Source organism: Rhizobium sp. A37_96, assembly GCF_053521765.1.
This window is the reverse complement of sequence record NZ_JBNWDS010000003.1, coordinates 383,514-396,334: the sequence shown is the minus strand read 5'-3', so window position 1 is coordinate 396,334 and position 12,821 is coordinate 383,514. Positions and strand designations below refer to the sequence as shown.

Sequence of the window (12,821 nt, the reverse complement as noted above, 5' to 3'; positions counted from 1 at the left end):
TAGTTCCAATTTCGGGCCAATGGCCGGAGTGCAAGGTGAAACGGGAAGAGCGCCAGCAATCGATCATCAATCTGCTTGTCGAGAACAAGACCGTCGATCTTGACGAACTGGCCGATCGTTTCGCTGTGTCCAAGATGACGATCCATCGCGATCTCGACGACCTCGAGCAGGCCGGCGTGCTGCGCAAGGTTCGCGGCGGCGCGACCATCGATGCCGGGACGCAGTTCGAAAGCGATTTTCGTTTTCGCGAACGTCAGGGCCATGATGAGAAGCTAGCCATGGCGCGCTCGGCGCTGGAACTGGTCGAGCCCGGCATGACGGTCATGATCAATGACGGTTCGATGGCGGCGGTTCTGGGCGAGATGCTGCTGCAGAAGCGGCCGCTGACGCTGATAACCAACAATGCCGCAATCATAGACCGCATGAAGAATGAGGGCGGCATCACGCTGATTGCGCTCGGCGGCGTCTATTCCGCCAAGTTCAACGCGTTTCTGGGTGTGGTGACGGAGGAGGCGCTGTCGCGGCTAAGGGCCGATATTGCCTTCCTGTCGACGCCGGCCGTTTCCGGCAAGCTCGCCTATCACATGGACGACAACGTCGTGCGCACGAAGCGGGCGATGATTGCTTCGGCCGCCAGGACCTGCCTGCTCGTCAACCACAATCGCATTGGGCACACCGCCCTGCATGTGATGGCCGATCTTGCCGATTTCGATGCGGTGATCACCGACCATGCGCCCGATGCCACAATCCTTGAGCAACTCCGCCGGGACGGCATCACCCTGACCATTGCCTCGAACCAGGATATGACATGACAGATACGCCTCGCTATTGGATCGGCACGAGCTGGAAGATGAACAAGACGCTGGCGGAGGCGCGCGCCTTTGCCGAGGCCTTGAATGCTGCCGATGCCCTGCGGGACGCCCGCATCCAGCGTTTCATTATTCCGCCCTTCACGGCGGTACGGGAAGTCAAGTCGATCCTTTCCGACAGCTCCGTCAAGGTCGGCGCACAGAACATGCATTGGGCCGACCAGGGTGCCTGGACGGGCGAGATTTCGCCATTGATGCTGAAGGACTGCAATCTCGACATCGTCGAGCTCGGCCATTCCGAGCGTCGCGAGCATTTCGGCGAGACCAACGAGACCGTGGGCTTGAAGACCGAGGCGGCCGTCCGCCACGGCCTGATCCCGCTCATCTGCATCGGCGAGACATTGAACGATCGGGAAAGCGGCCGTGCGACGGACATTCTGAGCGAGCAGGTCATCGGCGCGCTTTCCAAGCTTTCCGCTACGCAGAAGCAGGCCGAAATCCTGCTGGCCTATGAGCCGGTGTGGGCGATCGGTGAAAAGGGGATCCCGGCCGAGCCTTCCTATGCCGATGCGCGTCAGGCCGAGATCATTGCGGTTGCGCAAAACGTGCTCGGTCGGAAAATTCCGTGCCTCTACGGCGGATCGGTCAATCCGCAAAACTGCGAAGAACTCATATCCTGCCCGAACGTAGACGGGCTCTTCATCGGCCGCTCGGCCTGGAATGTCGAAGGTTATCTCGACATCCTCGCCAAGTGCGCCGCCAAACTCTGAGGAGAAATATCATGAAGCTTGCAATTGCTGGAGACAGCGCCGGCGAAGGCCTGGCCAAGGTTCTTGCCGACCACCTGAAGGATCGTTTCGACGTCAGCGAAGTGTCTCGCACGCCGGATGGTCCGGATGACTTTTATGCCAATCTCGCCGACCGCGTCGCGTCCGGCGTCCTCGATGGCACCTACGACAAGGCGATCCTCGTCTGTGGCACCGGCATTGGCGTCAGCATTTCCGCCAACAAGGTGCCGGGCATCCGCGCGGCCCTGACCCATGACACCTATTCGGCGGAGCGCGCAGCACTGTCGAACAACGCCCAGATCATCACGATGGGCGCCCGCGTCATCGGCACCGAACTTGCCAAGGCCATTGCCGATGCCTTCCTGGCGCAGACCTTCGACGAGAACGGCCGCTCGGCCGGGAACGTCAAGGCGATCAACGAGGTCGATGCCAAGTACAACGCCCGTTAAGTCCTGTCTCCCAAGACGCGGAAAGCCCGGCCGATTCGTCTGATCGACCGGGCTTTTCTGTATCTGCGCGATTGTTGCCGCGTCGTGGACAGCGCGTTTGTAGCCTCAGATATGCGCCTCTATAGACCCGGACTATCCACTGCTAGAAGCGATAGGTGATACCTGCGCCAACCAGCCAGGGGTCGAGTTTTGCCTTTCCGCTGACATTGGCGCCGCCGACCGTTGCATCGAAATCCGGGCGCAGGAAAATCTTCTTAACATCGAGGTTGGCGCCCCAGTGTTGGTCAAACATATAATCGAAGCCTGCCTGCAGCGCGACGCCGAACGTATTTTTTACATCGAGGCTGTCCGCGCTCTTGCCGGACTGGTTGTAGAAAACCGTATAGTTCACGCCGGCGCCGATATAGGGCTTGAAGGCGCCGAAATCGGTGAAATGATATTGCAACGTCAATGTCGGCGGCAGCAGCCAGGTCTTGCCGACTTCGCCGAGCCCCGCAATCGAGCCTTTGCCATAGATCTTGGAAGACGTCGTGCCGAGGATCAGTTCCGCGGCGATGTTGTCGGTGAAGAAATAGGAGACATCGAATTCCGGGATGACCGAATTGGATGACGATAGGCCCGATCCGGCGATCCCGTCCACGCGACCGGAATCGTTGGTGATCACGCCGAGAGCACGCAAGCGAATCTGCCAGGGGCTCTGCGTGTTCGGTGCATCGGCGGGTGCCGCCGGTGCGGTCGTTGTCGCGAGGTCCGCTGCCGCTGCCGTGCCGCATCCGGCAATCATCATGCCTGTGGCGATAGCTCCGACGATGATCCAGTTTCCGCTCATTATGTCAGCCCTTTCAATGACGAATATTTTCGCTATGAATCAACCTATTGGGGCCTCGGTCGTGGCGATTTGAGCTAGATCAAAGACACGGTGATTTATCGGCGGCTTTGCCCTGTCCCCGTCACAGGAAAGCGACGCGGGGCGTGTCGCTCGCATCCCGGCTGACGCCGAGCGAAACGCCAGGATTTCAGTTCCGCATCACCAATGCTTCAGCGCTTTGTCAGACGTCATTGCTAAAGCACGGCCGTATTCTCCTGGACGACGGCATTGGCGCGCAAGACTGCAATCATCGTCGGCAACGGAAAGCCGGAGCACGATCTCTCCGGAATCGTGGACGACGCGCAATTCGTGATGCGCTTCAACGAGCCCAACCTTGCCGGAGGCATGAGCGGCGAGCGCACCGACATGGTCATGCTGGCCGCATCGAGCAAGATCCTGTACCGGCGGCTGATCGATCCCGGTTTCACGGACAATGCCGCGCTGAAGGCGGCAAAGGTCCTGATGCTCGCCTATCACCCTGATATCATCCGCAGATATCATCCGCGCCCCAACATCTTCCAGCGCTTGCGCGGCAGGAGGGCCGATTGGACGATGCAAGCGATCGACGTGATGGGCAAGGCCGGCAAGGAGATCCGCATCATGCCGCCGCAGACCTACATTGATGGCTGCAACGAGCTTGATATTGCAGGGTCTCAAATGCGCAAGGTCTTTCCGAGCACCGGCTTCCTTGGCATCCGCTATACGCTCGCAAATTTCCCCGCGTCCGAATGGGACGTCAAGCTATGCGGTTTCAGCTGGGAAGGATGGAAACGGCATGACTGGCGGAATGAGCGTGCCTGGGTCGAAAACAAGATCGTGACCGATCGCGTCAGCCTGCTTGTCTGAACCGCGATGTTCCCGGCTGCGAGCGCCTGGCGGCGCGATGTGCGGTTACTGTTCTGCGAGCAAGCCGCGCAGTTCCGGCAGCCGGTCATTCACCAGCCAGCCATAATAATTCTCTTCCGGCAATTTTTTCCCGCCGGCCGCATCCGCCGCCTGCCGTAGGGCAAGCGCCCGCCGACGCGGCTGCCCGACATTGTAGAGCGTCGCCGTCAGGCCGGGATTGTCGGTGATATCGAAGCCCTGGGCGCGATAGGCGTCGATCGCGTCCCTGACGATCGCCGCGATATAGATCACGCTTCGATCGGGATCCATGATGTCACGATAGATCGCCTGCGGGTCGTCGACGGACAGTTTCGGCAAGCCGCTGGTGGCGTGCACGAGATCGGTAACTTCGAGCGCCGTCAACGGGCTGATCTGGCCAAGACCAAAAGTTTGCCCTGCGAAGAAAGGTTGGAAGAAGGCGCGCTGGAACGTCATGTTTTCATAGGTGACGCCATCGACGACCTTGCCGCGAAAACTGCCGTCCCAGGTTTCGTCGCGGCATTCCCACAATTGCGCGCTGCCGGTGAACGCATCGCAATGGGCGAATTCCGGCCTCTTGACGAAGGACTGGACAGTCACGTCCTTGTAGCTGAACTTGAAATCGGACTGCGAATAGGCAAGGGCCTTGACGTAGTAGGACTTCACCCTGTTCACGATCGTAATGTTATAGGTGTGTTCGCCGACAAGGGCGCCGACGATATGGATGGGGTCGATCTGGTAGGCTTGCGCCGCTTTCCTGATCGAGGCCATCAGATCCTTGTCGTCGCGAAGCACGCCGACGATCTTCTGGTATTTTTCCTCATAGGTCGTGTTGAACGCTTTGGCCCGAAGTACCGAGGTGTTGGGTATGGGAGGCTGGCTGCTGTTGCGATTGCCCGCAGGCACGCGCACGAGTTCGTGCGCGAAGGAGGCGCTCGTCAGGAGCGATATGATGAGCAGACCGAGTGCCGGGATCCTCGACAGGCGTGTTCGCATTCGCAAAGTAACTCTCAAAAATGTTCCCGGGCCCGAGGACGATCTTCATACGCGATCGGCATGCGAAGGCAAGGATCAGTCCTTCTGCCGGCGCGCGAATCACAATAAACTTTCCGTAAGTCGGCTTCCGGCTGCAAAGCGGGTAACGGTATTGTTGCGACGGCTTGCAGGCTTGCCGCTCAGCTTTTCGGGGATGCCAGTGAAACATCTCATGATGGCAGGAAGTATCCTGCTTGCGGCCGCGCCGGGCGAGGCAATTCCGACGATGGCCGACGTGCCGGATCTGGCAAAAGCGGCGGTCGCCCGACGGATAGATGTGCCAGCCTCCGCCATCCATATTCTGAGCGCCAGGCCCAGCGAACGAATGCCCGGCTTCGTCGTGTGCGGCCGGGTTGAAGACTCAACCGGCAACGAAGGCGACGACACCGGTGGCGGCCAGCGCTTCTTCGTCGTCATACCGGGGGATTTCGCCATCCTGGATCAGGACGGCAAGGCGCTCGTCGATACCTACTGGTCCGCCAATCATTGCGGGTGAGCGGCCAGCGCCTTGCTGATCATCGCAAGTTCCTCGGGCGTGCGTCCCGATTCGAGCCGGACCCAGTTGTTCGGGTCGTCGGCCGATTGGCGCTTGATGAAGGTATACCCTGTCGCGTCCCACGTCTTGATCGTATCGGTGAGATTGTCGAGGATCAGATCGCCGTCGTCGGTGCGCGCCATCAGCACCAGATGCCCTTCGTTGTGCGTGTCCAGAACGACCGTCAGCAGCAGCGCCGATCGCGGCCATCCGGCTTCCACGAGCAGCTTCTTCTTCAGCAGGACATAGTCGTTGCAGTTGCCGCCGCCATCGTCGGGATAGGTCCACCAGTTGATGATGCCGAGCTTGTAGATACCGTAATGGTCGTTGTCGCCAATGCCCTGGATCTCGTGATTGACTAGGCTGTCGATCTGCTGCAACTGCGTCCTGCGTTCGCTGTCGAGAGCAATGGATGCATTGCTCTTCTGGCCGAACGTGCATTCGGCAGGTTGGGCTTTGCAGAAGGCGGTCCAGCCGACAGGCGCGCTCGCATCGGCCACGACGCGGGCGAACTGGTGCGGGCGTGCGGCATTGGCATCCGCGGTCGGCTTTGCGGTCGTCACCGTCGAAAACAACAGGCTTGCACCAAAGAGAAGGCTTGCCGTGACCAGGAATGAACGCATACTCGGCTCCATGAACTGGGCTCATGAAATCCGATGCGGTCAAATTTATTCGGAAAAAGATCGTTCGCATTTTAGCGAACTGCCGCCTGCAGCCGCTACGCCGGTTATCGGGCACGGAATTTATGATTTCCCGTTCGTTACGAAGGTGGCTTTGCGTGAAAAAGATATGCTATTTCATCGACATATCACCCTAGCGAAAGCCCATCCGACACGTTTATGATTTGTTTGTCTTAAATGCGAATCTCCGCCGGACGGCGGCCAGGAAACAGCTCGGGGGGCTTAATGATCGACGATATTCTCGACCGAATGACGCTTGAGGAGCAGGTTTCGCTGCTCTCTGGCGCCGATTTCTGGACGACGGCGTCGATCGACCGTCTCGGCGTTCCGAAGATCAAGGTCACGGACGGGCCGAACGGCGCGCGTGGTGCCGGCTCGCTGGTTGCGGGCGTCAACGCCGCCTGCTTTCCCGTCGCCATCGCGCTCGGCGCGACGTGGAATCCGGCGCTTGTCGAACGCATGGGGGTAGCTCTGGCCGGCCAGGCCAAGAGCAAGGGCGCATCCGTGCTGCTGGCGCCGACGGTCAATATTCATCGCTCCGGCCTGAACGGGCGTAATTTCGAATGCTATTCGGAAGATCCCATGCTGACGGCCGCGCTTGCGGTTGCCTATATCCGGGGCGTGCAAGGCCAGGGCATCGCCGCCACGATCAAGCATTTCGTCGGCAATGAGTCCGAGATCGAGCGCCAGACGATGTCGTCTGATATCGGCGAGCGGGCGCTTCGCGAAATCTATCTGCCGCCGTTCGAGCAGGCCGTGAAGAAGGCCGGCGTGATGGCGGTTATGTCCTCCTACAACCACCTGAACGGCACCTATACGAGCGAGCATCCGTGGTTGCTCACGAAGGTTCTGCGTGAGGAATGGGGTTTCGACGGCATCGTCATGTCCGATTGGTTCGGCTCTCATTCGACGGCTGCAAGCGTCAATGCCGGGCTCGATCTGGAAATGCCCGGTCCGACGCGCGACCGCGGCGAAAAGCTCGTGGCAGCGGTGCGAAATGGCGATGTCAAGCCGGAGATCGTGCGGGAAGCCGCCCGCCGCATTCTGGCGTTGATCGAGCGCGTTGGTGCATTCGAGAAAGCGCCGGATCTGAGGGAACATGCGCTGGATCTGCCGGATGACCGCGCCCTGATCCGTGAGCTCGGCGCCGAAGGCGCGGTACTGCTGAAGAATGACGGCATATTGCCGCTCAAGAAGGCAGGGCTCGGGCATGTTGCGGTCATCGGGCCGAATGCGGCGGAAGCCCGCGTCATGGGCGGCGGCAGCGCCCAGATTGCCGCGCATTACAGGATCAGCCCGCTTGAGGGTATTCGTCAGGCACTGTCCAATGCGAACAGCATTCACCATGCGGTGGGCTGCCGCAACAATCGACTGGTCAATGTCTTTTCCGGAGAGATCCGTGTTGAGTATTTCTCAGGCCGCGACCTTGCCGGTCCCGCGGTGGTCGCCGAGGCGGCAAGCAAGGGCGAGTTCTTCTGGTTCGACCTGCCGTCCCTGGAACTCGATCCGAACGATTTTTCCGCCCGCATTTCCGCTTCCTACAGCCCGGCGGAAAGCGGCGAGCATATCTTCGGCATGACCAATGCGGGTCTCGCCAGGCTCTATGTTGACGGCGAGCTGGTCGTGAACGGCTATGACGGCTGGACGCGCGGCGACAACTATTTTGGCACGGCCAATGTCGAGCAGCGGCAGTCCATCCATCTGGAGGCCGGCCAGCGCTATCAGGTGGTCGTCGAATATTGCTCTTCGGCAACGAGCGAGGAAGGGATCAACCTGACGGCGGTGCGCTTCGGCGTGGAAAAGCCGCTCGGCGAAGACGCTATGCTGGACGCCGTTGAAAGGGCTGAGAATGCCGATGTCGTCCTGCTCTTTGTCGGTCGTGACGGCGAGTGGGACACCGAGGGCCTCGATCTTCCCGATATGCGTCTGCCCGGCCGGCAGGAGGAACTGATCGAACGGGTGGCGGCAGTCAATGCCAATGTCATCGTGGTGCTGCAGACAGGCGGCCCGGTCGAGATGCCCTGGCTCGACAAGGTCCGGGCCGTATTGCAGATGTGGTATCCCGGCCAGGAATTGGGTCACGCCGCTGCGGATGTGCTCTTCGGCGATGTCGAGCCTAGCGGTCGTTTGCCCCAGACTTTTCCGAAGCGCCTGTCGGACAATTCCGCCATGACCGGCGATCCTCACGTCTATCCGGGCAAGGATGGGCATGTGCGCTATAACGAAGGCGTTTTCGTCGGCTACCGTCATCATGATGCGCACGGTATCGAACCCTTGTTTCCCTTTGGGTTTGGGCTCGGCTACACGCACTTTTCCTGGGGCGAGGCAAAGGCATCGTCAACGAAGATGGAAGCGGATGGGATGACCATCACCATCGATGTCACCAATATCGGCGACAAGTCGGGTTCCGAGCTCGTGCAGCTGTATGTGCGGCCGCTCGCTTCCACGATCGAGCGGCCGGAGAAGGAGCTGCGTGCTTTTGCGAAGCTTCGCCTGGAGCCGGGCGAAACCGGTACGGCATCGCTGGTGGTGCGGCCCCGCGATCTCAGCTATTTCGATGACGCGACGAAGACGTTTCGCGCTGCGGCCGGTCGCTACGAGCTTCTCGCCGCGGCCAACGCCGCCGACATTCGCTCCGTGGTGACGATTGAGCTGGCAAACGACTGGGCCGGCGAGCTGTCCGATCGTTCGATTTGATCTTCCGAGCCCCGGCGGCAAGGGCGTCGGGGAATTGACGATGGGTCGCAATGACATGCGGCCCAGAATCGCTTCTTACCGTGTCACTGCCCTTAAGATATCCGCAGAGCCTTTCCGCTTTTCTTCGGATCGCGAAAACGCTCTATCCTTTTGTGTTGCTTAGTTCCGGACGGAAAACCGCTACGCACTTTTCCTGGAATAACTCTAGCGCCGGCGCATGCGTTGCGGCGGTACACGCCCGGAAAACGATGCCTCTTCGTCTCCATTCGCGGCCTCCACCTGAAAGATCTGTTCGACCGGCTTCGGGCGGCCGAGGAAGAATCCCTGGGCCTCGTCGCAACCTTCGACACGAAGAATTTCCAGCTGATGATCGGTTTCAACGCCTTCGGCAAGAACCGGTATGTCGAGGCTCTTACCAAGCGTGAGCACGGCACGCACGATCGCCTTTGCCTGGATGCTCTGATCCACCTCGCTCATGAAGGACCGATCGAGCTTGATCTTGTCGAAGGGGAACGAGCGCAGCGTATCCAGCGAGGAATAGCCTGTGCCGAAATCATCGATCGCGATTGTCACGCCAAGCGCCCGGATCTGCCGCAGCACATGCAGGGTGCGGCTCTTGTCGGCGATGATGGTGGACTCGGTAATTTCCAGCTCCAAGCGCGCCGGAGGCAGGCCTGTTTCGAGAAGGATCGCGTGGACAAGCTTGGCAAGGTCGGCATGGGCGAACTGCACCGGCGAGAGATTGACGGCGATCTTGTAGGGCGCGTCCCATGACGCCGCCTCGCGGCAGGCGGTCCGCAGCACCCATTCGCCGATGACGAGGATCGTACCGCTCTCTTCCGCGATGGGGATGAATTCCGATGGCGGCACGGCGCCGCGTTCGGGATGATGCCAGCGGACCAGCACCTCATAGCCGCAGATTTCGCCGGTACTGACGGAGGTTTGCACCTGGTAGTGCAGGTCGAACTGCTCCAGTTCGACGGCGCGGCGCAGGTCCTGTGCAAGCATGTGGCGGGCGCGGGCCGCCTCATCCATTTTGGATTCATAGAAGCAGACGGCGCGGCCGACATCGGCTTTGGCGCGATACATGGCAAGATCGGCATTGCTGACCAGGCGCTCCTGATCGATCCCGTCGTCGGGATAGACGGCGACGCCGATGCTTGCTCCGGTTACGGTCTCGAAATCGTCGATGCGGATGGGCTCGAACAGAACCTTTTCCAGGCGGGCGACAAAATCCAGAAGCTCGTTCTGGCTCCTGAACCGCTTGGCTGCCGCGAATTCGTCGCCGCCGACGCGTGCGACGAATTCGCCATCCTTGACGAGACGCGCGAGGCGGCGGCCGATGGCTTTGAGGGCCTGGTCCCCTGCCTTGTGGCCGCGTAGATCGTTGATTTCCTTGAAACGGTCGAGGTCTATGCCGATGACCGCGAGCTTCACGCCGTCCTCCTCGGCGTGTTCCATTTCATTCTGCAGATTGTCGGCGAAGCTGCTGCGATTGGGCAAGCCCGTCAGCAGGTCGTTGAGCGCCATATGCTGGAGCTTCTGAATGGATTCGCGCGAGGCGCGCTCGTCTATCATGTAGCTCGCAACGCCGGTGCCGATCATGAGCAACCCGCCGCCTGCAACCGCAACGGCCATGGCCTCCATTGCATAGGGGTCGGCAAGGTTTGCGCCGGTTATCAGCGGCGTGACCGAGACGGCAGTCATCGCGGTGAAATGAAGGGAAACCACGGCAAGCACGAACAGGACAAGCCCGGCGATGCCGGCGAAGCGCCAGGGTCGGCGGATCGCCTGATGGAGCGCAAGCGCCGCGAAAGTTACCGAAAGCAGGACGGAGGCGACGACATAGCCTTTGTTCCACTCGACGATGCCGTCGACATGGTAGGCCATCATGCCGGTGTAATGCATGAGGGTGACGGCCAGGCCGACGATCGCACCGCCGAATTCCGGAGCGACGCGCGGCAAGCGCGACAGCGTGACTGCAAAGCCCCCGGCACAGCCGAAGACGGCCAGCAGAAATGAAGCCATGGTGAGGATCGGATCGAAGGTCACGGGTGCGGCGACCTCATATGCCAGCATGGCAATGAAATGCGTGCACCAGATCGAAGACCCGGCGGCGACTGCCGTCAGAAAGACCCAGCCGCTGCGTTGAAGGTCATGCGTGCTCTCGGCGCGCCGCAGCAGGTTGAGCGTGATCCAACCACCGCTGACACAGACAAACGCTGCAAGAAGAACGAGCCACAGATTATGTTCCGTGAGGATGCAGGAGAGAACGCGCACGCAAAAATCCCAACTCTGGTCACCAGGGGCGAGGGCACTTCCGACCGTGGCTTTCGCGCCTGTAATGGATGGCCTTGCTTTCGCGGGTAAACATTAAAAATCGGGTAAAGACAGTTTGGGCATGGCTGTGAGCGCTGCTTATTTCAGGCAGCCATGATCGGGTCCTGAAACGTTGGCCGCATCTTCTTTTTCAGAAAAAAGCTGATTCCAGCGCAAATGAAGTTAATTTCAGGACAAATACGGGGTCGATTTTCATTTGCCGGCTTCTGGTGCCCGTGACTATATTTTCGACTGTTGGTAAATTTTCCACCAACATCGATAATATAAAATGGAATCATATCTATTATCGGATTTTCAACAGTTATATTGGACAATATTATATAAGTATATTTGAAAGAAAACACTCTTTCAATGCGCGAATGATTTGGATACGCAACTAGAATTATAGGAAGAGCTTGCTCGTGAAGAGAGTCTGGGGCCATCGGCTGACGCTGGTTGTTTTGCATAAGCTTTCGCGAAAATTGCTTGGGGACAGGTCGGGCAATTTTGCGGTGACGACCGCCGTGGTTGCCGTTCCATTGATCGCGATGGGTGGCCTGGCGCTCGATGTCACCAATGCAATGCTCGTCAGAACGGAATTGCAGAACGCCGCCGATGCGGCCGCCGTCGGGGCAATCGCCGATTCATCCCCGGCAGTCGCAGCCGCCATGACCATGACGAACGACGGAACGGTTACGATCGGTCAGGACGACGCCAACAAGCTCTTCCTAAGCCAGGCGTCGAACGATCTTCAGAACATACCGGTCAACGTCAATGTCGCGGTGACACGCACGGGAAATATCGTCTCATCGACAGTCAATTTTTCCGCCAACGTTCCGACCACGCTCAGTCAGGTCATCGGGAAGACATCCATTCCCGTCAGCGGCTCGGCCTCCGCCCAGTATCAGACGGCAACATTCATGGATTTTTACATGTTGCTGGACAACACGCCTTCGATGGGGGTCGGTGCGACGGCGACCGATATCCAGACGATGGTGTCGCATACGTCCGATAGCTGTGCGTTTGCATGCCACAATCTCGATACGACGAACAACTACTACAATCTGGCGAAGAGCCTGGGAGTGACGACCCGTATCGACGTTGTCCGGCAGGCAACGCAAAAGCTGACCGATACGGCGGCGGCAAATCGCGTCACGTCGGATCAATACCGCATGGCCGTTTACACCTTCGGCACGCAGGCGGAGAATGCCGGTCTCACCAGCGTATCGCCGCTTCTGTCCGATATGTCGCAGGTCAAGAGTGCCACAAGCGCCGTCGACCTGATGACGATCCCTTATCAGGGCTACAACAATGACCAGACGACTAGCTTCGACACGATGCTGACGCAACTTGCGCCGATCGTCGGGACAGGCGGCGGCGGGACGACCAGTTCCGATCGCCAGAAGATCCTTTTTCTCGTTACGGACGGCGTCGGCGACAGCTACAAGCCCAATACCTGTACCAAGCCGACAACCAGCGGCCGCTGCCAGGAGCCGCTCGACATCTCCTTCTGTCAGCCGCTGAAGAACCAGAACGTCAAGATCGCCATCCTGTACACGACCTATCTGCCCCTGCCGACAAATGGTTGGTACAACCAATGGATCGCGCCCTTCCAATCGCAGATCGGAACGGATCTGCAGAATTGCGCTTCACCCGGTCTCTACTTCGAAGTCAGCCCGACTGAGGGTATCTCCGACGCGATGAACGCCCTGTTCCTGAAGGTCATTCGCACGCCGCGGATCACAAGCTGACGGTATGTCGCCGCGGTGGCATGGTT

General features: G+C 59.5%; 11 protein-coding genes. 7 read left to right on the top strand and 4 right to left on the bottom strand.

Annotation, left to right across the window (positions count from 1 at the left end; translation table 11 throughout):
• The first annotated feature begins 35 nt into the window (after nucleotides 1-35).
• The 3 genes from ACQZ6J_RS13605 to derI are packed head-to-tail and all read left to right on the top strand — an operon-like array spanning nucleotide 36 to nucleotide 2,046.
• The gene (locus ACQZ6J_RS13605) at nucleotides 36-812 is read left to right on the top strand and encodes a DeoR family transcriptional regulator (RefSeq protein ID WP_163985198.1); all 777 of its coding nucleotides are present in this window, start codon (nucleotides 36-38) and stop codon (nucleotides 810-812) included.
• Nucleotides 809-1,579, top strand: coding sequence for a triose-phosphate isomerase (locus ACQZ6J_RS13600; protein WP_449084439.1), 771 nt, complete (start codon nucleotides 809-811; stop codon nucleotides 1,577-1,579). The genes ACQZ6J_RS13605 and ACQZ6J_RS13600 overlap by 4 nt, the downstream gene beginning before the upstream one ends.
• Before the next feature lie 11 nt (nucleotides 1,580-1,590).
• Nucleotides 1,591-2,046, top strand: a complete 456-nt coding sequence (gene derI, locus ACQZ6J_RS13595; protein WP_449084438.1) for a D-erythrulose-4-phosphate isomerase — start codon at nucleotides 1,591-1,593, stop codon at nucleotides 2,044-2,046.
• A gap of 142 nt (nucleotides 2,047-2,188) precedes the next feature.
• Here the strand turns inward: derI and ACQZ6J_RS13590 are convergent, their stop codons facing one another.
• Nucleotides 2,189-2,875 (bottom strand): OmpW/AlkL family protein, encoded by a 687-nt coding sequence (locus tag ACQZ6J_RS13590; RefSeq protein WP_449084437.1) that lies wholly within the window; start codon nucleotides 2,873-2,875, stop codon nucleotides 2,189-2,191.
• A 267-nt stretch (nucleotides 2,876-3,142) separates the two neighbouring features.
• On the opposite strand from ACQZ6J_RS13590, the gene ACQZ6J_RS13585 reads away from it, so the two are divergent.
• Nucleotides 3,143-3,760: a hypothetical protein gene (locus ACQZ6J_RS13585; RefSeq protein ID WP_449084436.1), complete on the top strand. Its 618-nt coding sequence runs from the start codon at nucleotides 3,143-3,145 to the stop codon at nucleotides 3,758-3,760.
• A 45-nt stretch (nucleotides 3,761-3,805) separates the two neighbouring features.
• Here the strand turns inward: ACQZ6J_RS13585 and ACQZ6J_RS13580 are convergent, their stop codons facing one another.
• Entirely contained in the window at nucleotides 3,806-4,774 is a 969-nt protein-coding gene (locus ACQZ6J_RS13580) for a DUF1402 family protein (RefSeq protein WP_449084435.1), read from the bottom strand.
• A gap of 211 nt (nucleotides 4,775-4,985) precedes the next feature.
• On the opposite strand from ACQZ6J_RS13580, the gene ACQZ6J_RS13575 reads away from it, so the two are divergent.
• A complete protein-coding gene (locus ACQZ6J_RS13575) occupies nucleotides 4,986-5,309 on the top strand; it encodes a hypothetical protein (RefSeq protein ID WP_246725681.1) in 324 nt (107 codons plus the stop codon).
• Here ACQZ6J_RS13575 and ACQZ6J_RS13570 read toward each other — a convergent pair.
• Nucleotides 5,297-5,971 (bottom strand): transglutaminase-like cysteine peptidase, encoded by a 675-nt coding sequence (locus ACQZ6J_RS13570; RefSeq protein ID WP_449084434.1) that lies wholly within the window; start codon nucleotides 5,969-5,971, stop codon nucleotides 5,297-5,299. The two genes, ACQZ6J_RS13575 and ACQZ6J_RS13570, sit on opposite strands and share 13 nt — an antisense overlap.
• Before the next feature lie 282 nt (nucleotides 5,972-6,253).
• Here ACQZ6J_RS13570 and ACQZ6J_RS13565 point away from each other — a divergent pair, with 282 nt between their 5' ends.
• Nucleotides 6,254-8,725, top strand: a complete 2,472-nt coding sequence (locus tag ACQZ6J_RS13565; protein ID WP_449084433.1) for a glycoside hydrolase family 3 C-terminal domain-containing protein — start codon at nucleotides 6,254-6,256, stop codon at nucleotides 8,723-8,725.
• A gap of 204 nt (nucleotides 8,726-8,929) precedes the next feature.
• Here the strand turns inward: ACQZ6J_RS13565 and ACQZ6J_RS13560 are convergent, their stop codons facing one another.
• Nucleotides 8,930-11,005 carry a putative bifunctional diguanylate cyclase/phosphodiesterase gene (locus ACQZ6J_RS13560; RefSeq protein ID WP_449084432.1) on the bottom strand — a complete coding sequence of 692 codons (2,076 nt, stop codon included), beginning with the start codon at nucleotides 11,003-11,005 and terminating at the stop codon, nucleotides 8,930-8,932.
• 500 nt (nucleotides 11,006-11,505) lie between these two features.
• Here ACQZ6J_RS13560 and ACQZ6J_RS13555 point away from each other — a divergent pair, with 500 nt between their 5' ends.
• Nucleotides 11,506-12,795, top strand: a complete 1,290-nt coding sequence (locus tag ACQZ6J_RS13555) for a pilus assembly protein TadG-related protein (RefSeq protein WP_449084461.1) — start codon at nucleotides 11,506-11,508, stop codon at nucleotides 12,793-12,795.
• Nucleotides 12,796-12,821: the final 26 nt, after the last annotated feature.

What these genes read in the sequence shown, in the direction of transcription:
- ACQZ6J_RS13600 (WP_449084439.1), top strand. Translation starts at nt 809, where the DNA reads ATGACAGATACGCCTCGCTATTGGATCGGCACGAGCTGGAAGATGAAC.
- derI (WP_449084438.1), top strand. Translation starts at nt 1,591, where the DNA reads ATGAAGCTTGCAATTGCTGGAGACAGCGCCGGCGAAGGCCTGGCCAAG.
- ACQZ6J_RS13590 (WP_449084437.1), bottom strand. Translation starts at nt 2,875, where the DNA reads ATGAGCGGAAACTGGATCATCGTCGGAGCTATCGCCACAGGCATGATG.
- ACQZ6J_RS13580 (WP_449084435.1), bottom strand. Translation starts at nt 4,774, where the DNA reads ATGCGAACACGCCTGTCGAGGATCCCGGCACTCGGTCTGCTCATCATA.
- ACQZ6J_RS13575 (WP_246725681.1), top strand. Translation starts at nt 4,986, where the DNA reads ATGATGGCAGGAAGTATCCTGCTTGCGGCCGCGCCGGGCGAGGCAATT.
- ACQZ6J_RS13570 (WP_449084434.1), bottom strand. Translation starts at nt 5,971, where the DNA reads ATGCGTTCATTCCTGGTCACGGCAAGCCTTCTCTTTGGTGCAAGCCTG.
- ACQZ6J_RS13565 (WP_449084433.1), top strand. Translation starts at nt 6,254, where the DNA reads ATGATCGACGATATTCTCGACCGAATGACGCTTGAGGAGCAGGTTTCG.